The following is a 21,856-nucleotide window of genomic DNA, read 5'->3' as shown; positions in this document are numbered from 1 at the left end:
CTGGGATTCCCTCTTTTTTCAGGTCTTGATCTAAACACTAATTTTTGTTTAATCCAACCACATTCATGCTCCCGAATTTTTCTATCGGACCCACATGACCTTAATTGCTGGATTTAGCTATATTTCGGATGCTATCGGACCTCATAGCCGCTATTGATGCAAAAACCACCCGTTATCAGCGTTTTCCACACCAATAGCTGCACTGGAGTCCGAAACTTTGCTACAAAGGCGATAAATGGGCAAATAGGGACGGCTGTGTCCTAAACTCCACTCCCAAGCCACTAAATGAGCGAATGGCGTCTGCTGTGTCCGCCAAACCAGTGGGGATGAGTATGAGCACACGCTATCGGACCCACATGACCTTAATTGCTGGATTTAGCTATATTTCGGATGCTATCAGACCTCATAGCCGCTATTGGCGCAAAAAACACCAGTTATAAGCGTTTTCCACACCAATAGCTGCACTGGGGTCCGAAACTTCGCTCCAATGGAGATAAATATAGAAATAGCGGCGGCTGTGTCCTAAACTCCACTCTCAAGCCACTAAATGAGCGAATGGCATCTGCTGTGTCCGCCAAACCAGTGGGGATGAGTAAGAGCCCATGCTATCGGACCCAGATGACCTTAATTGCTGGATTTGCCTCTGTTTCGGGTGTTATCGGACCACATAGCCGCTATTGGTACAAAAAACACCAGTTATCAGTGTTTTCCACACCAATAGCTGCACTGGAGTCCGAAACTTCGCTCCAATGGCGATAGATATGTAAATAGCGGCGGCTGAGTCCGATAGCCTTTGGGGATGATCATGAGCCCATGCATCGGATTCAGATGACATTAAACTGGGGAATATCAAGTAGATAGTGTGTTTAAAAAACTAGAGAACAGCCGGGGACAATAGGGTTACGGGGTACGGGGTACGGGGTACGGGGTACGGGGTACGGGTTACGGGTTACAGGTTACGAGGTATGAGCATACCGATCATCTCCAAGGTTTTTATTGTTTCCTTCCCTTCGTCTTGCCACTGTTGTCGCTGGAGCCCACATAGCATATGTTTGCCCGCAACCTACTGAGTCCAGTTTACGTCTATCCGCTCCTGACCTACTGAGTCCAGCTTACGTCTATCCGCTCCTGACCTACTGAGTCCAGCTTACATCTATCCGCTCCTGAGCTGCTGAGTCCGCTTACATCTATCCCCCTTGACCAACTGGGATCAACTGGCTCGCACTTGCTCCCAATCTGCTAAAACCACAAACAGCAGAGCAGCGATCTCCGTTACTGGAGAACCGCTGCTCTGCTGGTTTTAACAATATTATGAAGCCTATAGTTTGAAGCTGGACAATGTCTTTTGCAGATCTTCTGCGAGCACCGCTAAATACTGAGCTGAAGCCGACATTTCCTCCATTGCGGATAGTTGCTCCTGACTCGCTGCACTTGTGTCCTGAACACCTTCTGCGCCTTTACTAGATATAACGTTGACCTGTTCCATAGCTGCTGCCACACCTTGTGATTCCATGGCTACATGAGCAACCGCTTCTCTAATTTCGGCTGTCTGTAAGGTAGCTTCTTTAATGGAAGTCTGAATCTCATGAAACGCTTGAGATACCAGATGACTTTGAACTACGCCATTGGTGACTAGCTCAGTACCCAAAGCCATGGATTCTACTGCGCTTTCGGTTTGCTTTTGGATATGTGTAATAATATCTGTAACCCGCAAAGAACTATTTCTAGTTGCTTCCGCCAGATTACGAATTTCTCCAGCAACTACAGCAAATCCCCGTCCATGCTCACCGGCCCGTGCTGCTTCTATAGAAGCGTTGAGCGCAAGCAGATTCGTCTGTGTAGCAATACCGTTAATCGTTGTAATAATTGTATTAATCTCTTGTGACAATGTCCCCAGATTAGAAACAATCTCCTGACTCTGAGTTACACTGAGGTCAATTTCCTTCATCTGCACAATGATTTGGTCTACAGCCTCTACTCCACGATCCGATGAACCGGAAACTACGCCCATTAGATCCGACATTTCATAGCTGCTGCCCTCTACGGCTGCAATATCATTGGTCATTGCTTTTATGGAACGTGTTGTATTGTTAATGCTCTCTGTCTGTTCATCAAAACCCGCGGCAATCTCTCCAGAAGATACAGCGATCATTTGTGAAGCCAATGAGGTCTGCTCAGCACTAGCGCTCATCTCTTCCGATGAAGCTGACAGCAGTTCTGCACTCTCTGCAATCCCTTGCATCATCTTCCGCAAGCCCTGCAGCATATTGTTAAATGAACTGTTAATTTGGCCGATCTCATCCTTGGCGGTGTACGTTGCTACCACGGTCAAATCTCCATCTTCTGCCCGCTTCATTAGTCCTTGCAGTTCTTTAAGGGGTTTTGTTATCAGTCGAATAATTGCAATACTAATTACGAAACAAATCACCCAGGCGAACGTAATCATTATGGTATTGTTTACCCGCATGCTTTTAGCGGTTGCCATGGAATCTGAATTGTGTTCATCAGCATCTTTAAGCAAAGAATCACTAATTCCTTTAAGTAGGTTGATCATTTTTTCACGGGATTCGTTAAATTCGCCTGAAAATACTTTATAGGCCTCTTGATTATGATTACTATCAGCAATCTTTATAATGTTATCCCGCTGTGCACGATAATCTGGCAAAAAGGACTCATACTCTTTGATTTTACTTACAATAGCAGGATCATTATACTGAATCGCTTTCACCTTGTTCATAAGTTCATTATTATCCTGAACCTTCACTTGAATACTCTCAGAAAGTTCTTTGTTTTTGCTGGCATTTACGCTAATCAAACGCTCCAAAAGATAGGATTCAATAGCCCGATTATTCGTACGCATCTGCCCTACGTAAGAAACAGGCAATAAATTTTCATTATATGTCTCATTTGTTTTTTCGGCCATTCGGGTCATCGTGATGATGCCTATGCCACCTACAACATTCACCATGATTACAGCAAATACCAAAAGCAACCCTATTTTGTATTTCACTTTCAAATTTTTCATCTACACTCCGCCTTCACATTATCTTATGATCTATCTATTTTTATCGGTCGGAAGGGCTAAGAGTTTGATGATTTTTTAAATATTGTGTCGAATAAAAGTATATATTGTCATAAAACGACTTTTCCAAAAAAATAAAAGGGCGGGCACCCGATCCGCTATTACTCCGAATCCCTGTGCCCGCCTAATTAATCATTCCTCTTCCTTATTCTCCAGAGGTATAGTACCAGTACAAAGTATCACCGTTCTGCAAAATATAACTGTCTGCACTGATGCTTGGATCAGCATCCCGGTTCGTTTTATACTTCCATCCGCTGCTTGGGCCTCCATCAAATTCAGCCAACCCGTCAATAGATTTCACGTAGATGCTTCCAGCGTTGCCGGATGATACTACCTTAGTGCCTAATTGACTGACTAATAAGCTATAAGCCGTTTCGCCCTCTTTTAGAGCTACTGTTGTACTGGCTAGGATGGTTCCTTTCCGGCTATCTCCAATCACTGAAAGGGTAGCGGTAGCTTTAACTGGAGCAATAACAGAGGATCCGACAGTCAGAGACTGAGTATAACGCGCTACGCTCGGTACGCTGTCTTTAGCATAACCGGTAACAGTTATTGTATAGCTATTTGCTGGGAGACCGCCATCAACAACAGCCACACCTTGTTCATTCGTGATTACCTTCTTATCACCAATCGAAACCTGCACACCTGCAGCCGGTGAGGTAACCGGATCAGAAGTGAAGCTTTCCTGATTCCACACCCACTTTTTCTGTGAAACCTTTACAGTAAAAGCTTCATTAGCTTTTGGCTGTGATGGGGAAAGCACCACAGAATCTACAACCTGTGTATTTTCTCCTGCATAATAGACAAGCACACGATCGGATTCCTGTAGTTCGAACGCATCCATACCCACACTTGGATATATCCACTCCCCGCCGCGTGATACCACGAAGCTCCACCATCCGTCGTAAGTACCTTGCGAAACTCCATGGATACCTGATACAAAGTTGCCATAAGACGATTTGGTGATATCTACTTTAAAATCATCGGTAGACCCTAGTTGTTGCAACGCTTCAAGGGCATTGGAGGCTTTCAAAGTCCCCTCACTAATCAACCCTTCCGGGCCTTCAACGGTTAGCGAAGCTGTTACATTCTTAGAAATCACTTTTAGAGCTTTTGTATATTTAGCAATCGTTGGGGCTTTGCCTTCACGGTAGCCAGTTACAGTCAGTGTATAGTCACTTGCGGGCACATTTCCTGAGAATACGGCCTCACCTTTAGCATTCGTCGTTACCGTCTGAGCTCCAATTTCGACCTGAACACCCGCAGCTTTTGCAGTTACAGGAGAGGAAGTGTTTGTAGCAGCGTCCCATTTCCACGTCTTACTAGTTACAGTGACGGTAAAAGAATCGCCCTCTTTAAGATTTGCCTTGGAAAGCGTAACGGAATCCACAAGCTTAGTGTCATCTCCGGCATAATAAACCAGTACCTGATCTGAATCTTTAAGTACAAAATCACTCATGCCTACATCGGGATTCATCCATTTTCCGTCACGTGATACAACATACATCCATCCGTCATAACCACCAAAGCTTCCAGCAGCAATACTTCCGATGCCAGTCACATAACTGCCCGAAGGATTCGTGATCGGCAAGTTCGTTTGAAGCGCCAGCTTCTCTAACGCTCCAAGTGCGTTGCCAGCATAGGCGTACCCTTGTGCCAACGTGGCCCGTGGTCCCTCAATCGTTACAGGGGCGTAGATTAGTGAGCTCTGAATGGAGGATTTGGAAAAATCGTATAGCTTACTGTTGCTTCCTTTATACAGCAAATTATACGCAACCAGCGCCTGAAGTCCTTGCTCTGTCGCCAGAACATTACTGCTTCCACCACGGCTATGGGTGAAGCTACCATCAGCTAGACGATAGCTAAGCAGGTTCTCCATTAGATCCACTTTGTTTTTGGTGTATTCTAATCCACTAGGATCAACTCCAAAGGATGTGAGTCCAAGGATTGCTTGTGCGCTACTTTCAGCACTGTCACCGTAACCCCCATGGCTATCTTGAGCTGCAGATAACCAAGCTACGGCTTGTAGCCCTGCTAAGTAGGCTTCGGGATTATTTTTATGTGCCGCCAGAGCCGTCAAGGTTATCGCTGTCATATCAGGCTCACTTGCGCCTGAGGTTAATGCAAAGCCCCCATCCGGATTCTGTTTGGAGAGAATCTCCGTAAGGAGCTTATCCGCCGTCCATTTCGCGTCACTCGGGATATTATATTTACCAGAATCCAGCGCAAGTAAAGCATATACCGGATTATTTAGCGTCTGTTCACTGAGCTTGCTGTTATTATAAATTTTCTCAATCAGATTATAGCCAGGAGTCGTTCCGTTACCAGCAAAGCTAGTAGGATCTGCACCAATCGCTCTCACTGCGAGCACGATTCGAGCATAATCGGTTACATTGGCGAAATTTCCAGCTGCATCCTTTACTTTTTTCTCAAGCTCTGAATGGTAACTGGTTGGCAGCTTATATCCTGCTTGCGCTAATCCAATAGCTTGCCAATCCGATTGCACGCCACCTTTCAAGAGATATTCTGCAGCCGCATAAGTCGCATCCGCAACATTAATCCGCTCCGCAGCAGTTGCTTCCAGACCGGAGCCAGCGCTCGCTTCTGCAAATATTTGTCCTGCCGGAGCAAGAGATGTTCCTAGAATTGAAATGACCATGAATAAGGCCAGCCCAAGTGCTACAAACTTGGAAGACATGATTTTCTTCATTGTTTAACCTCTTTCTGTATAAGAATGGGTACTACTGGGAATAAGACGCATAACATAAAGACCGCCCCTTTAGAGGGCGGTCAGGGAAGATTACAAATCGAGGCTGAGGCGCTTGCTTCCTGCCAACAGTCCATCTGTATATGTTCCACATTCTTACCCCACGAAGAATAGAAACGCTCACGAAAAAGGCAGGTCTCCTGGCTGATGCTTCATCGCTGTTCTTCACCTTCCCACCCTACCTTCGGGGCAGTGGCTTATAGAAGAAAAACTCCGCACATACAGTGGCGGGACCGCGCCGGACTCTTGCACCGGACTTCCCTTTTAAGCAGACGACTAGATTGATAGAGTCTGCACCTTTTCCAGTATGTAGTATCTTATTTTGACATCCATAATCATATCTATTAATACATAGCATGTCTATAGAAAAGCTTAGTAAGGGCAGCAAAAAAATGAACAGCAATACGCCACCTGCCGGTAGGTATTGCTGTTCAGAAAGCTTGTTATTCGACTGTTCCTTCCGGACTTGCAGTTGGGGAAGGTTCAGCACTTGAATCAGAAGCTGGTGGAATATTAGGATCGGGATCTACGATCAATGTAAATCTTCCGGCTTTGATCATACTTTTCTCTAAAATTGTCGCTCCAGGCTCCAATGTAACCTCAACCTGATAGGAAGGTTGTTCCCCTTCAGTCACAGCTGTTGCGGAAGGCAACCCAGTGCTGTCCTCAGCATCAGAGGAAGGCGTAGGAGACGGAGATACATCAGCTACAGCATTAGTAGCATCTGCACCTTCTGCTGTTCCTCCAGTAGTGCCAGCGGCATCTGACTCGTCAGCGGCGTTTCTCTCATCCGTCCCATCCGTTGACGGCACTGGACAAGTCCCATTCGTAGCAGCGACCTTAAAGCTTTTATCTATCTCTGTAGACGAAGACATTAAACTAATCTCAGTCGGTTGAAACTGCACACAGTCATCTGCACTTGCGAAGGTGAACACCAATATGCTGCTCCCCTTATCTCCTTCGCCGCTCTGATCCTTCAAGTATACTGAAGCCGGAGGCAGCACATTGCCTGCACTCTGAACAGGGGTCGGCTCAGGGCTTGTTCCCGGCAGAGCCGTCTTCGTATCATCCGGACGCAGCATACTGAATACGATAATTGCAATAATCACCAGAATACCCGTAATGGAGCCGGAGATTAAGAGTCGAAATCGGCTGCGGCTGATCCAGCGCGCCAGCGGGGAAGCCAGTTGGGAGCGGGCTTCATTGTACACATTTTGCAGAGCAGGCCGAGCTGCCGCGACATAGTTCTTTCGGAATTCCCGATTCTTGAACGCTTCACGATCACTGCTCAGGAAATACTTCAGAATCGCCTTACGGTAACCCGGTTGCAGCTTTTTATTCGAAACCGTAAATAAAGGATTGCCTTGCGACCAAGCAAAAAACCGATAGATGATTTCTTTGTCGGAACCGGCTTTACGCTTTAACAGCTCCAGAAGCGCATCGTAATCCAGCGGACCCCCTTCACGCTGAGTTGTATAGTAAAAGGCTAGCGGAAGCCGTTCAAAGGGTTCCAGAACACGCGCCTCTTTTAGCAAACGACGACCCAGTAGCTGCACATCATCTAGTTCCTGCGGAGACAATCCTGTAAAAATCTCTTCATTTGGCTTCTCTTCACCAAACCAGCGGTAAGCGGCACGCAGCGCATTCTCTTTCTGCTTGCTAATCCTATCCAGTGGCGGCTGCCAATCGACAACATTACCATACCGTAAAAAAACTACCTCCAGAAGCTCCTCCTGCGTCATATCAGAAAGCGATAAGCGGTTCAGTAAGAATCTATCTGCTGAAGCAGCAAGATCCTGCATTAGGGAGAGTGCCTTAGGAGCAACTCCTGTTCCTTTGCGGCGATCTTTTTCTGCCTTATCTACAATTTCATGAATTTCCGCCACAGAAGCCACCGGATCATGCTCCAGCTGAAGCTTTTCTAGCAAATAATCCTTCACAGCATTTTGAGCAAAAGACTGCTCTAACGCCACTGGCAGGAACCGCCCCCAATGGAGCACAAAGCTCAGAATATCCGCAGATCTGGACGCCGCAGCTAGTCTTGATTCCATATAAGGCTCAAGTAGCTGCTTACGGAAATAAGTTTCAGACATCACGCGCTGGAAGTAAGCTGCACTTAACTCATCATTACTCTCAATGATCCCGTAAGCAGCACTCAAAATATCCTTGCGGCCCGCTTCCACACTATGAAGCATCCCATTGATGAAATAATCCACGATTCTGACCCTGTAATTGTGATCCTTAAGTACAAAATACTCTTTAAAGCATTCCATAATCGCCGGATCTGGCACATTTCTTTGCCGAATCAGATCAAATTCCCGGTCAAACCGTTCTAAGAAAATATCATTCAAGCGGATTCTAGAATGAATTGCACCGTCTGGCTTTAGGTATGAAAGCAAACCACTTAGCACCGCACTCTTGTTTTCCGTATATAAATGCTCGTTCCCTTGCTCAATCTCATAAAAGATAGCCAACTCATTATAGAAAGAAAGAGATAGCTTGTGCTCAGGACTCTCTCCACGCAGAATCTGATCGGCGAAGCTTACGAAGTCGTTAATATCTCCTGGATTCAGCAGTAACAGCTTCCATACCAAATCAGCATAAGGCTGGCGGGACTCGCCAAAATCGACATTCCCCATCCGTCCGGAAGCCAAATCAAAGGTATAATCCTTCTCAATACTGCGGTCACCGGGACGAAGTGAACCTTTTTCCACAAAGCTAAGATGTATATATTTACGGCTTTGCGGTTCATTCGCATACGTAATCACGCCTAATCTACGGCGGAATTCATACGGCAGCACGCTATACAGAATTTCTGTAAGCTCCACCGCCCGCGCGGACAACTCGGTGATAGGTACGTTTAGAGCCACGTAGATTTTTTTCTTACCTGCTACAGAGAGCATTACCGCTTGCAATAACGCCTTGAATATCCCTTCATCAATCCCTAGCAAGCGTAAGCCTGCGATTGGATCCGGGCTGCGGTCTGTGCGAACAACTGGAATAGAGGGCAGCTCCGGCAAGGTTCCACCAAGCTCTCCAGTATAACGCTCTGCAAAATCAGCATGCAGCCAGTCTCCATAGCTCTGCACAATTTCTTCGGAACGTGAAGCAGGTACTACATAGTTATGTGCAAAAAAAGCGCTTCGTTGGCCTGTGAAATCGGCCGCTTGATAACGACTAAGCCCAATAACTGTATCCCCGTTCTCAGCATGAAATAGGTGCAGCGCACCAGGATATGCAGCCTCATCCTTCTCCCCACGCGCGGTTAACTCCGCAGGAGCATCGTAGAGGCAGAAGGGATGAAGGATTTTTTTCACAAAATTATTGTCTAGACTATCTGATTTCGCTACCGTATCGAAGCCTTCTGTGGAACGAAACACTCCGCGACGTTCGCGGGTGTACATCTGTTGGGCGATTGTTGACCCTGAGAAAACATTCACGGGCCGTCGCTCCCCTCAATATACTTCAGCTTATGCAGCAGCCAAATAAAAGGCTCGTCTACACGAATCGGGCTTACTACACCCTCAATCTTTTGATTCACAGGGTTGCTGCCCAACGCAGATACTGCAAAATAACCCGTATTCGCGAAATAAACATCCATTGTATCTTTAAAGGGTCTGTCCACCTTACCAATAAATCTGCGAATTTCCCCGTCGATATTATGAAACTCGTCCATGTTTAATGTTTTGCGGTGAACATAGTTATTGAACACATTGCTGTTAGACTTGATGTAATCGCCATCTTCATCCTTGAGTGAATGCAGCATATCACTTTTGGCAAGCACAACCGCTGTTGGAATGTCTGTTTTGCTCTTTTCCTGATAGGCAATAAAATCACCGAACATCGTCAGCACCACATCGCGTGGCTCGTCATATTGTGAGACCCATTCTCCCGGGCGGTCACCGATGTTAATATGAATCTTTTCACGGATAGAACGGATTTGCAGCGGATCGACCATAAACAAAATACCCGCTGAGTTCTTGATATGCTGACCATGAAGTCCAAGATAATCCTGATCCACCATACCCTCACCTGCTACATCAAAGAATACAAGTGTCAGTGGCGGTTTATTTTCATCCTTAAAGACAAATTGAAAGATAAAAGGCTCCTGCATTTTTTCCTTCTGTGTAGAAGCCAGCAGATCCCCACGCTCAAAAAGCGGTTCCTCATACAATGTACGGAACTTACGGCTAATTTCTGCATTAAGCGGCATACAAGCGGCATCAAAATGACCTGCTGTAGTATGCTGCAATGTGTGGATCAACGAGGTCATATACACCGATTTCCCGACTTGGGATGCCCCGATAATCGAGATGATGTTACTTGGCACCTTCCCGGCAGTCACCGGCAGCTCATTATGGCAGGACGGGCAAAGCCGTCTGCGCGTAAGCACACCGTAACGATCCGTAAGCCCAGTTAACACATGATCTGTGTAATGATGATATTCTTCCGGAATATCTGCCGGGTTGATAATCGCTTCTATGTCATCTACCGTATCAAGCCCGAAGCGCTCACGGTATTTGTTCAAGGCGTCATCCTCACCCAATGCGTAATTTTCATCGTCCTCCCGGCTGTGCATAGCCCGAAAGACGACATCCTCCGGAGAGAACTTGGTGAAGCAATACGGACACACTATATCGTAAAAAAGCGGCCGCGGCTCCGGCTGATTCTTTTTCATAAAACGGCTAAAAAAAGACATCTACTCATCCTCCCAAAAGTTGTATCTACGTACTTGCTATGAACGCACTGCTCATTACCCGCTTGTACGCGTAGACCAAGTCTCACTCCGGTACCAATTCGTAATAAAGCCCATATTTCTTGCCATCGGTGAAAAAGATGCGTACAAAATCATCCTTACCGATTTCAATCGGCGGAAGTACATTGCGTCCAGGAGCGAAATCCTGGACGAAGGGAAAGAGAATACCATCCTCTTTCCCTGCCGGATGCCCTCCACGTTTCTTGACATAACAGAGGACATCCCGTGCCACGGGCACTTCTGCCGTAATCGCCATATGTACGGTCTTTTGTTTTCCGAATAAGGCCTTTTTTTGTTGAATGGAATAATAGATCCGGGCTTTGCCTGCACTGACCATCACCCGGTTCACACCATCATTTTGCCTCACCAGGGCAGTCTCACCGTTCTCAGCAAGACGAGCAAATATCGTATAGGATATCAGACCGATCTCATCCAATCGATCACGATAACCATTGTTAGATTTGTATTCCTCACGAGTGTAGAGCTTCATACCGATCGGCGGATCATCTCCGGTTCCCATGTCAGCCGCTTCTGCGGAGGTTTTGTGGATGTACACCGCCTGCACGCCGTCCGGCCAGCGCCATCTCAGCGTACAGAATCGGTCATCCACTTGGGATGTCACATCCGTTATTCCCGGAGCGGAAGCATTAACCTCGGCGTACCTCATTACTGTAAACCCCTTTCCGCTACACTAGAATCCTTTGCTGTTCCGGCTTCTGCGCCGGCCCGGAAAGTTATCCGATGCTGGTGCAGGCGCTGCGTTATTGTTTCTTCTATTTCGATAAATACGTCCTTCACCTACCGGAATGACGCCTGTAAATAATGCAATAATAGCAGCTAATATAAGAACAGCCAGAAGACGAATAAGACTATCTGTAAAGGAGTCACCGCTAAGACCAAATTCCAGAATCAGTCCTGCGAACAAGCCTGATATTACGCCGCCAATCCCAAAGCTTTTAGCCAAATGACGGTTATCAAACATAATTCCCAGACCTAATCCAAGCGCAGCCCCCATCAACATCAGTGACAAAATACGAACCGCAGCATAATAAGGACTGTCTGCCGTTGAATCACTGCGCTCAGTTAGCAGCGTCCGATCTCCCAGACGGTCATAGATCTGCTGGAACACATCGCCCAGTAGGGCTGAATCCTTGACATCATAATAGTGTCCGCCTGTCACTCTCGCAATATCCTGCAACAGCTGAGTGCCTGCTGGATCATTCAAGCCCAGACCAATGGTATTCACGGCAATACCGCGCTCTACATAAGCCTGCAACTCTCTTGTGGTATCGAAATTACTCACTCCGTCAGACAACAAGATGACCATGGCTCCTTGGTCTTTTTTACCGTCACTGTCAATCTCCTTGAGTGCCTCCGAGACCGCGCCGCTAATATTCGTACCGCCTTCGGTTGGCTGCAGATTATCGATTGCAGTCAGCACCTTCTCACGATTCTCCGAATTTGAAAGTGGCGTTAAAGGTTGGACAACTACAGCTTCGTTGTTAAAGGTCACCACGGCTACCTTATTGTCAGTGTCCATTTTTGTAATTAACGCTTTTGCTGCGGAATACCGGCTATTATCGGGATCACTCTGCGTCATACTGCCTGAGTCATCGATAGCCATCACCACATTCTTAACCGGTCTGGCACCGCCAAAATTCAGCTCATAAACAAACTCCGTTAAGGCTCCAACTCCAAGTGCAAGAACAATCATCAGAGGCAGCAGTTTCCACGATAACCCCAGGTAGCGCTGCTTCCATGAAGCTCCGTTCAGCCGTGGTGAGATCATCTCTGCAAGCAGGCAGCCTACACCGACACCCAGCGCCACAATGGCAAAATAAATACCCACAAGCAGGATGGAAGGCAGATCGTTATACCAGCTTAGCAGCCATTCGCCAAAAAGAAAGGCAACCCCGCCGCCGATCAGACTGAAGAAGAGCAGCAGCAGATTGATTTTTCTCTGCATCGTTATACTTCCTTTCCGGGTAAAATCTGAATTGTACTCTTATCCTTTAAACATTCCGGGGGTTATGCTGCCCGATAAACGGGCTACCCGGATGTGATATCATCCCCCAGATTGCACTTTGTGCAATAGAATGGAATAGGAGGAACAACTATTTCTATTCTATTGCATAGTGTGCATTGGAAATAAGGAGAAATGTCCCTATCCCGGAACTCTAATTAAGCGTTATATCCGATGACTCTATTGCACAAAGGCAATAAAGGGACTCAAAGTGAGGGGACCTATCTATTACGCCATCAGCGCATCTCAGGAAGCTGATCTTCACTCAGCCCATGGAGCTGATAGCCATTCTGAGCATAAGTCTCATAATAGACCTTACCATTGCGATAATAGAGCAGGTCTTCTAAATGAAAGCCGCCCATCAGGTTTAACTTCTCAACTCCGCTCCTCCGCTGCTCATGCACGAATCCTAACCGGTAAATCCGGGTTGTCTCATCCACTCCAAATGCGTAGCGTAGGAATTCTGATGAACTGTCTCCGAAGAAATATTTCTCCTCATGACGATGCTCTTGCGTGTATTCGAATAACCGAACATTAATAGCCGCGCCCTCTTCTAAATTATGATACAAGCGCTTGAACAGCTCTTCCCTTGATAGAACCTGACGATTCTCATAGGCTGCCGCAACATTTGCACGCCGCAGAAGCTCTTCCTCAAAAGATAAATTAAAAGGTTCTGCTGTCAGCAGCTCCCGGCGGCAAATATCAATCAAACGCTCAATCACAGCTTCTTTCCCTTGTTCTAAGAGCTTGGAGATACTGCCCATGTACTTCTCACTGAAGAATATTCCAGGTCCACGCCGGGTTTCGATATCCTTCATCACTTCTTCTGTGACTACGCGGTAGTATTCCATTACGTTCTGGCCCGTTGTTTCGTTTGTTCGCCCAATGCTGTCCATAACAGTAATACGCAATTCTTCCTCCAAAGTCTCCATAGCTTTCACACGAGCCATACTTTCCATATGAAGCTGCTCAAGTGCAGATTCCAAACGACTGCATAGGGCAAGCTCACTTTCTAGGCCCAATAGTTCATATTTTTTGCCATATACGGCTGAGAATAAGTAATGAATGAAGTTACGTACTGTTCTTTTGTCAAAAAGCGGCACACGCTGGAACGGCTGGCGCTCCACGCTTTCTGCATAAAGATCCTCAAGCTCCTCCTGCATGGAGAGAATCGCGGAACGCAAGCCTGCCATATGCTGACGTAAAAGATGGAGCACACTTCCGGCTTCATCACGATCTGCCGTCCACTCCGCAAGCTGATAAAAGCTTACCGCTGGCGTAGATGTTTCCTGTGCCGCCAGCATAGTGCGCCATTGGCGTAATGGATTCATTCCCTCCACTCTCCGGTTTGACTCTGCCACAAAGTTATTACGGAAATAAGCTTCGCCCCCGTCACCGAACAACTGCCGTTCAGCTTCACGAAGTGACAGCTGCTTCAGTTCATTATAGGAAGGGCGTCCGTGACTCATTAACCCCGTCATTTCATTCAGGCCGTCTTTCTCCGGAAGTAGCTGTACCGCGTGTTCCCGCAAGCTGTCAGGGTCCAGCCCTAACAACGCTTGCCGTTCACGTATAGTCCACGAACTGCCCTCACGCATATCGGAGACAAGCCGCCGGAACGCATGATACAGCACTGCCAAAGCAATTTGAACATTAGGTCTTCTTACCCCGGAAAAGCCAGCAGAGGCGTAGCCTTGTCTTCCAGTGCTGCCTCTGATGCCGCTTTTGAAGGTCATATTGTTATATCCGCCATGACCAGTAGCCTGATCAGAAGCCGGGCGGACCCGATTTTTGAGCAGACTAATATGAGAAATAATCTCGTAGTTGTCATCCATACCGTGTGCAGACATCATACCGCGCTCATTCTTATCGGAGAGCAGATACACAAGGTCAAATAATGCGGAAGGACCATGGGCAACTGGAATCGACAGACCATCTTCCGTCACAAGTAACGGCGCATTAAACTTATAGTCCGTAGCTTGCATTTTGTCCAATTCACGCAGAAAAGCCAGCCCTACTGAGCTGGAATATCCAAAATTATCCCCCTGCTCCCGCTCATTGATCAGAGCGTAGAGATCTGTCTGTACGGACTTAAAGGACTGGCCGAGTACAGCACGAGCCAGCAGTGTAATTTCCGGCAGCAATACATTAAGCGGATCATCAACCCGCGTAATGATAGAGAGATGGATGACGTCAAAAGATGAATATAGACGTCCATAATCCGCTATACTGTTGCTCAGCCGCCGGATAACTTTATTCATTTCAGCAAGATAACGTGTATCCTCATGAAACTTGCGGAAAAGTTCATGACGCACAGTGCGTGGATCTAACCCTGCCGTTTCCGGCAAGGCCATGGCCAGCACCCGGTCTTTTCCTCCCGCAACAGATCCACTTATACTTCCGTCTATTCCCTCTTTTGCCGCACCTGACACAGCATGTAATGCCATAACCCCGCCGGCGTTATCCCATTTTCGTTCGCAGCTATCCAGCACCGGACCGATGGCCGGAGCAACCTTGTCGCCTACGAACAGAAACAGGGCAGGGTAATGGATGCTGCTGCGTCCATCCCCTTTGCTGCGCTGTGCCTCTTCCTGTACCGCATATTGTTCACCATAAGATAATGCCTGTGTTTTGATCATAGGCCTATTTCAACTTTCTGCGGATACTGCCGAGCTTGCTAGTCATGCTCTTGTAGAATCCGTACATCTCATCACCGCTCTCATACTCTACCCGTTCATACTCTAAGCTGTCGCGTGCTTCCAGGAACGATACATACAGCCCTTCCAGCTTATAGAGCAGCGGGGTAACGTCTTCAGCGGCAGTCATTTCACCTGCACGACGTGCTGCCTTACGCAGCAGTACGCTGCGGCTCTTCTCATCCAGCTCCCGGAAGTGCCGATACACGGCATACTCTACGTAGCTGCGCTCTTTCATCAAATTAGCAAACGGCTCCCAAGCGTCCTCTTCTTCATCACGGTCATAAACGTAGAGTGCGCCTTTTTTGATAATACTGTCCGTATACAAAGCTTCAATGAACTGATCCATCCACTTATCTTCGTCCAGATATTGATGGAGCACACCTTCAAGCTCAGTGGCTTTAGCAGTCAGTTCAGTATATTTAGCCAACTCCACACGAACACGTGAAATCAGCTGCGGTGAACGAATGAGATTCTCCTGCGCCATGTCCTTGTTGATACTGCCAAAGATATCTTTAATGCCTTCACGCTCCAAGCCCTTCTCACGCAGGCTCTTCAGCTCATCAACCGCCTTCTTCACTTCACCAAGATTCGGGCGTGTAGATTGCAGCTGCATATCGAAACCACTCAAAATGGCGTCCAGATCAAAAGGTTTGGTGAACACAACAGAATATCTGTTACTTGTGTTCTCATCTACACCTTTTTCAATAATGACTCCACTTGCCAGCGCTTTTGCAAAGTCTGCACGCACTCTAGCGTTATAATCCCGTACACGAGAATTGACGTAAGTGTCGCCCCATGATTTTTCCGGAATCGGAGAAGGCAGATACGTCCAGTTGTTCTTATCCGTCATCACGAGATGGCGGCCAATCCCTTCCTTGTCGAGAATGGTCCGCTCATAGTTCTCTTCAAACACCCGCAGCGGCGTGTATACGAAAAGTGGCACACCGTTACGTGTGTTAAGCCAGAAAATACGGTTTTTCACTTGGCTTTCCTTGATCGTAAATTGCGATTTGCCAAGCGCATTATTCTGATAATTACGAATTCCTTTTAGGATACCCGGCGCTTTAACAGGCACGGAAACGAAACCCCATGATGGGAAATGTAAGCTGCCCGAGCTATTGCTAAGGTGGAAGGTAGGCACAGCCTCTTCGTCCAATTTACCGGCAATAATCCGCTCTACGAACTTATCCAGCGGCTCTTCATGGCCGAATTTCATCACAAGGAAATCCTCCATCGAACGGGTAATCAGATCCCCAAACTTATCACTAAGGAATTCCGAAATCGAGCGGACGATATCAATCTCCTGCTCTTTGACCCAACGTCCGGAATGCTTCAGCATTTCACGGGTAAAGTCACGAATCAGGTCGTCGCCATCCTTCTGATCCATGATTTTGGAGATGGTCGCCGAAATATCCGGCACGTTCACAATGTTCCAATAATAAGTTTTGTTTCCTTTATAGTCTGCCTGCTCTTCGCCATTGATAAGGATGTCCCCGTTCTTGGCAAAAATCGAGCTAAGCGCACTAAGAATCTCTGTAAACACACCGTAAATCCGGCTGTTCTCATCGTTTAAGAGCTCATATAAGTCCTCGTAAAATTGAATCATTTGCTCAGTGCGTTCTACATCGGCGTGCAGCCAATACTCATTGATTTTAGCCTCAATATAGGCATTTTTCTTCTTCTCTTTGGAGACAAAAGCACTGCGGGCATCGCTCAGCTTCTCATCCGCACTATCCTGCGCCGTCTCAATATCACGTGGCAAACGCAACAAGCTTTCACGTAAAGCCTCAATATAAGACTGAATCAGCTTCAAAATACAGAAGCCCTTCTCGGTATACAGCAGGCGGGAAACGTAGAACGGCCCTTGCTCTGGATGCAGGAAGATGCGCTCCAGCTCTTCACTGAAACGTCCCACAATTTCGCCAGGCAGCTGCTTTTTCGATTTGATATATTCTTCACGGGCACGAGCCAGGAAGTTCTGCTCCAGCTCTGTATCCATGCTTACCACTTGATTCTTAACAACATTGGCATGGCTCAAGCGTTCGCTGTTCTCGTAGCCTGGCAACGGCTCAGGCACACGGGATTCAAACGTCTTGATCATACTGTCGAGATCAATCCCAAGCTTACGTGCGAATTTCTCTACATCCTCTTGACCTGGCGCCTGCTGGAACATTTTTTCCATTTTATCAAACAAGCGGAAAGCCAGGTAAGTCGTCATTTCCTCAATTGGAAGCACAGCGGACGAGGCACCGATAATGTTGTATTCATAGTTAGCTGGGTAGGTCTTGTTCATCTGCGCAATGTTGGTGCGGATATTACTGATATAGTCATGGATGGCGAATTCTTCACCAGACTGTTTTTCTTCACTCGCCATAAAGTTCGTGATGTTCTCCGCCGTTACGTTCATACAGTAATCGTACGCATTCTCCAGCAGCTTACCCTCGGTATTCGTTGCAGAAATCAAATGACATAGATTAAATGGAGGCAGCGGTGAATTTACAGTCAAAATATTACCGTATTGCTGCTGGAATCGCTCACCACGACTGTCCACATTCATCCAGTAATCCAGCTCTTTTAGCGCTGCATAACCGTTCTTGCGAATATATTCACGCGTGTGCTCGCTTAGACTTTTATTAGACAGATTCACGTCAGGTGTAAAGAGATAACCCAGTGTGTTCACACGGTCAATACCGGCTGATCCGTAGTCACGTTCAATAATACCGCGTACGATATAGGCAATATCCAAGAACGCCCCACTGCCTGTACCTCCCGACAGACCTGTCAGTAGAAAGACCATCAGCTTTTTGTTAGTGCCTACGGATAACGTCTTGATCTTCTTATCAATCGCGCCTACAACCTGATTAATCTTGGTGAATAAAAGCAGACGTCCAGCCTGCCGCACACCAGCGGCACCATTCATACCATCTGTAATACTTAACTCAGGTGACAGCCAATCTGTAATATAAGAATCGAGAATACTACGGTTCTGTAGCAGTCCGCCGATTTCAGCATTCGCCAACAGTACAAATTCATTTTGCGGGTCCAGCCCAATGCCCTTGTATTTTTTTCCGCGATCCTGTTCATTCGTCTCAAAAGCTAGAAATTCTACATTATCCGGCTTGTCCCGTTTCTTCTTGGATATCGGATCCTCCGGCAGCTTAAAGCGGCGGTTAATCTGATATTTAAGACGCAACAGGGCATCAATGCCCGTGCCCCCTAGTCCAATGATCAGGATCGGATTATCAATCGTATCCACCCTGATTTTATCGCTGACAATCCCGCCGCCTAGTGATACATCCAACTGCTGTATATGCTCTCTTACTACTGGTTTCATATGCTTATCCTCCTAAAAGTTTTGCGGAAGCTGTACTTCAGATATCTTGCAGCAAAACTGTTTCTGCGGCATACATTGCCCATTGCCTACTATACTAAATATTCCAGATAAATCGTCTTATCTACCGTCTGTAGAGATACTGAAACGCGGTCCCCACTCTTCAGTTCAAGACCACGCGAAGCATCCGCAGCACGTCCGGACCTCTCCACAGTAACACCTTCTCCGCTGCGTAACAGCAACCGGTCATTCTTAGCCGGGGTGAAAACAACACTTTCGCTCTCCTTCAGTTCAGGCGCCAATTGCAGCAGCTGATGAAGGGTGAACTTGCCCTTGAAGCCTGCAAGCTTCTTATATTGTGGGTAGGTCTTCTCACCCGTATTGCTGTCTTTAACCTCTACTACCAGCTGTCCAACAAAACCACGCGCCGATTTCTTATTCAGCACATACCATGCTGCACCAGCTGCCAGCACTATAAGAATACCCCCTATAATGTAATACAGGGTTTTGGACGAAGCTTCCTTCAGGGGTTCTTCCTTGCCAGTCCCTGTAGAAGGTCCTGTTGTTGCTGCTCCGCCTGTCTTCGCGCTGATTTGGACAGGTGCACTTTCCCGATAGAAGCTGCTTTCCTCTGCCCGTACCTTCAGCTCGTAGTTATGGCTTTCTTTTACCTCAAAGGTACCCTTGAAGACAGCACCGGAGTTATCCAGTTCGATTTCTTGCACATCTCCTGTATCGATATCTGTAGCAAGCAGTACCGCCTTCATATCTTGATACAAATTACTGAGTGTTACCTGAGTACCGTTGCTGAACAGATGCGAGGTGATGTCGATTTTATCACCCTTTTTATAGGTTGCTGATGGCAGCGCATCGATCTTAAGCTCCAGGTCATAGTTAAAGACTAGATTAATATCAATCTTATCCTTTGGCACACCTTTAACCTGAAGTTTCCAATCTCCTTCCTGCGGTGACAGTAGCTTAATCAAGCTATAAGTAGAAGACTTGGACAGCAGGACATTGTTTGAGGGGATCGCAACTTCTTTCCCTGACGGGTCCGTTAACTTCGCTGTCACAGGCTGTGAAGACATAATTGAGATATTGGCTTCCAAAACACTGCCGTTAGGCACGTTGACGGTCACATCCTGATAATCGCCATTTGCAGTAATCGACTGCACAGGCACTACCTTCAGCTTCAAATGGCTGGCAAAAATCTCACTCAGGATTTGCGGCAGATCATCTGCTGAGTCCGTCGAAAATGCTTTACCCCCCGTCTCATTGGACAGGTCGGCGAGGCTTTGTTTATTCAGCTTGCCATCTGCATTAAGTCCAATGGTATAGATGGGATAGCCATTCTTTTTGGCAACCTCTACGGCCGCCTTCAGCTCTTTATCTGATTCACTTTGCGTCCGGCCTGTCGCTTTGTTGAAATCGTTATTGCCGTCAGCGAGCATTACAATGATAGGCTCATGGGAAGGGTCGCTTCCATTCTGCAGAACCTTCACAGCTTCCTCTACGCCAATAGCGATATCGGTATAAGCTCCTCGGTCCAAACCATCAATAAAATCCTTCAAATCCTGCTTATCGCTCTCCGAGCTAATTTGCAGCAGGGCCTTTTCCCGTTGCACCTTGTCGGTATAGGCAACAATACCTACTTTATCACCTTGGGTGGATAACATATCTATGAACATTTTCATCGCTTCGTTGGCGATTTTGTTCTTGTCACTAGTCTTCATGGAGTTGCTGACATCAATAAGAAGCACAGCGTCAATATGAGATTGCGCCGACGTTGCCGCATAGGCCTTAACAGCTGCAAAAGGCGAGGCAGCTAGACAAAGAGCCAGGAGCAATGCCGGAAAGATACGTAGAAAGAGAGTCTTGGTTGTACTAATACTTTGATATTTACGAAGCATAAATAGGGCTCCTCTTGTGTTATATTAGGCACATATGACAGGTTCAGCACTATCGCTAAAATCTGTAAATAGCATGCCATTATGATATAATTAAACCTTGTAAACTTCAACTTTAGGACCGCCGGACCCAGTGCATTGATGCATAGAAGATTATCATTCTAAAAGCCATCTGGACTGCAGAGCGTCCATGAGAAAGGATTGTTCCATGATTTCATACGTCATTCTTGGGATTACGTTCCTAATTGCCGTAATTCAGATTTCCATTTATGCCGCACATCAGCGCAAACCACTGACACGTGATGATATTAACGATCGACTGCTAGCCGCTTTGAACGGAGGCGATAAAGGCCGTGAATAAGAAAAGACCCGTTACCTTCCGGCCCTTTAAGGCCCCTCGTTACGCTTATGACAAGCTGCGCATCTGTCGCCACTGCGGGCGGTATACCGCTCTTGGCGAAGACCGCTGTAGCAAATGTGGCAGAGCCTCACTTATTGCTGTAGAGCAGCACGCAGCATCACTAGCCAGACGGAAGATGCATACCCGTCTACTATTCATCTTACTGCTCACACTAGCCTCTGTCTATTTTGGAAATAGCATCCAACAAATGATATTGTGTGGTGCCGGGGGTCTTGTGCTTGCTGGACTATTGTACTATACGCAGCGAAAAGTAAGGCAGAACGAGAATCTTCGTTCTCTCAATGAGCTGCTTGGTCGTGGGATCGGCATCATCAAGGAAGGGCTGGAGGTCAACCGTCAGGAAGCTGTCTCCGTACTCCGTGAGGATGATGTTCTTGCCTATGAGAAGCTGCGCGAGCTCTCCATCCTGCTTCGCGGCGACCGGATCGCGCGGCAGCGAGTGGCTTTGCTGCATGGATTTTTACTCCGCAAGGATATGGATCTAGAACTGGAGCAGCTTCTTCTAAAAGACTTCGAACCACTGCTAGCCGAATATATCGGCGAGATCGCTAAAGTCCGTCCCGATCTCATTAAGGATCGTACACTACGCTACGTGAAGAACTATGAAGTGGAGATTCGCCAGATGGCTAACGGCTTAACCATCCTTACGAGCGTTGCGGGAGCGGCGGTAAGAATGAAGCGTTATGCCCTGCTCTACTCCAATATGATTGGCCGATACGTGCAAGATCTGCCTAAAGACCGTTTTATGCGGTTGTCCAAACTCATTACTGCGAATCCCCATGAACCTTGGAACGGCTTAGACCTCAGGGTAGCTGACATTCGTGAAGCCAAATATCGCTGGGACCCGGAGGTCCAATAGATCTGAAAGCT

11 protein-coding genes and 1 riboswitch are annotated in these 21,856 nt (G+C 47.0%); of the genes, 2 read left to right on the top strand and 9 right to left on the bottom strand.

What is annotated here, in order from left to right:
- Positions 1-1,318: 1,318 nt before the first annotated feature.
- The 9 genes from MHH60_RS27955 to MHH60_RS27915 all read right to left on the bottom strand — a co-directional run bounded on the left by MHH60_RS27955 (position 1,319) and on the right by MHH60_RS27915 (position 20,568).
- On the bottom strand, positions 1,319-3,025 hold the full coding sequence (locus tag MHH60_RS27955) for a methyl-accepting chemotaxis protein (protein ID WP_076137124.1): 1,707 nt from the start codon (positions 3,023-3,025) through the stop codon (positions 1,319-1,321).
- Between the two features lie 202 nt (positions 3,026-3,227).
- Positions 3,228-5,792 (bottom strand): DUF4430 domain-containing protein, encoded by a 2,565-nt coding sequence (locus tag MHH60_RS27950; RefSeq protein ID WP_076137122.1) that lies wholly within the window; start codon positions 5,790-5,792, stop codon positions 3,228-3,230.
- A 170-nt stretch (positions 5,793-5,962) separates the two neighbouring features.
- A riboswitch (cobalamin riboswitch) is annotated at positions 5,963-6,165 on the bottom strand.
- Positions 6,166-6,292: 127 nt separating this feature from the next.
- Positions 6,293-9,289: a GAP1-N2 domain-containing protein gene (locus MHH60_RS27945; protein ID WP_076137120.1), complete on the bottom strand. Its 2,997-nt coding sequence runs from the start codon at positions 9,287-9,289 to the stop codon at positions 6,293-6,295.
- Complete coding sequence (locus tag MHH60_RS27940) at positions 9,286-10,548, bottom strand: hypothetical protein (RefSeq protein ID WP_076129587.1); 1,263 nt, start codon at positions 10,546-10,548, stop codon at positions 9,286-9,288. Before MHH60_RS27940 ends, MHH60_RS27945 begins: the two co-directional genes overlap by 4 nt.
- Positions 10,549-10,630: 82 nt before the next feature.
- Positions 10,631-11,272 carry a beta-mannanase gene (locus tag MHH60_RS27935; protein ID WP_076099551.1) on the bottom strand — a complete coding sequence of 214 codons (642 nt, stop codon included), beginning with the start codon at positions 11,270-11,272 and terminating at the stop codon, positions 10,631-10,633.
- A gap of 24 nt (positions 11,273-11,296) precedes the next feature.
- On the bottom strand, positions 11,297-12,571 hold the full coding sequence (locus MHH60_RS27930; RefSeq protein WP_076129588.1) for a vWA domain-containing protein: 1,275 nt from the start codon (positions 12,569-12,571) through the stop codon (positions 11,297-11,299).
- 293 nt (positions 12,572-12,864) lie between these two features.
- Positions 12,865-15,267 carry a transcription initiation factor TFIID gene (locus MHH60_RS27925; protein WP_081389088.1) on the bottom strand — a complete coding sequence of 801 codons (2,403 nt, stop codon included), beginning with the start codon at positions 15,265-15,267 and terminating at the stop codon, positions 12,865-12,867.
- A 4-nt stretch (positions 15,268-15,271) separates the two neighbouring features.
- Entirely contained in the window at positions 15,272-18,661 is a 3,390-nt protein-coding gene (locus MHH60_RS27920; RefSeq protein WP_076137118.1) for a tubulin-like doman-containing protein, read from the bottom strand.
- An 89-nt stretch (positions 18,662-18,750) separates the two neighbouring features.
- Positions 18,751-20,568, bottom strand: coding sequence for a vWA domain-containing protein (locus MHH60_RS27915; protein WP_076137116.1), 1,818 nt, complete (start codon positions 20,566-20,568; stop codon positions 18,751-18,753).
- 205 nt (positions 20,569-20,773) lie between these two features.
- Here MHH60_RS27915 and MHH60_RS27910 point away from each other — a divergent pair, with 205 nt between their 5' ends.
- Entirely contained in the window at positions 20,774-20,926 is a 153-nt protein-coding gene (locus MHH60_RS27910; RefSeq protein WP_155986556.1) for a hypothetical protein, read from the top strand.
- Positions 20,919-21,845 carry a hypothetical protein gene (locus MHH60_RS27905; RefSeq protein WP_076137115.1) on the top strand — a complete coding sequence of 309 codons (927 nt, stop codon included), beginning with the start codon at positions 20,919-20,921 and terminating at the stop codon, positions 21,843-21,845. Before MHH60_RS27910 ends, MHH60_RS27905 begins: the two co-directional genes overlap by 8 nt.
- Positions 21,846-21,856 lie beyond the last annotated feature (11 nt).

Source organism: Paenibacillus sp. FSL H7-0716 (assembly GCF_038002705.1).
Taxonomy (GTDB): Bacteria; Bacillota; Bacilli; order Paenibacillales; family Paenibacillaceae; genus Paenibacillus_AQ; species Paenibacillus_AQ odorifer.
This window is presented reverse-complemented; position numbering and strand designations above follow the sequence as displayed.

Bases quoted from the DNA above. Each gene is read 5' to 3' on its own strand.
- MHH60_RS27955 (WP_076137124.1), bottom strand. From the start codon at position 3,025: ATGAAAAATTTGAAAGTGAAATACAAAATAGGGTTGCTTTTGGTATTT.
- MHH60_RS27950 (WP_076137122.1), bottom strand. From the start codon at position 5,792: ATGAAGAAAATCATGTCTTCCAAGTTTGTAGCACTTGGGCTGGCCTTA.
- MHH60_RS27940 (WP_076129587.1), bottom strand. From the start codon at position 10,548: ATGTCTTTTTTTAGCCGTTTTATGAAAAAGAATCAGCCGGAGCCGCGG.
- MHH60_RS27935 (WP_076099551.1), bottom strand. From the start codon at position 11,272: ATGAGGTACGCCGAGGTTAATGCTTCCGCTCCGGGAATAACGGATGTG.
- MHH60_RS27930 (WP_076129588.1), bottom strand. From the start codon at position 12,571: ATGCAGAGAAAAATCAATCTGCTGCTGCTCTTCTTCAGTCTGATCGGC.
- MHH60_RS27925 (WP_081389088.1), bottom strand. From the start codon at position 15,267: ATGATCAAAACACAGGCATTATCTTATGGTGAACAATATGCGGTACAG.
- MHH60_RS27920 (WP_076137118.1), bottom strand. From the start codon at position 18,661: ATGAAACCAGTAGTAAGAGAGCATATACAGCAGTTGGATGTATCACTA.
- MHH60_RS27915 (WP_076137116.1), bottom strand. From the start codon at position 20,568: ATGCTTCGTAAATATCAAAGTATTAGTACAACCAAGACTCTCTTTCTA.
- MHH60_RS27910 (WP_155986556.1), top strand. From the start codon at position 20,774: ATGATTTCATACGTCATTCTTGGGATTACGTTCCTAATTGCCGTAATT.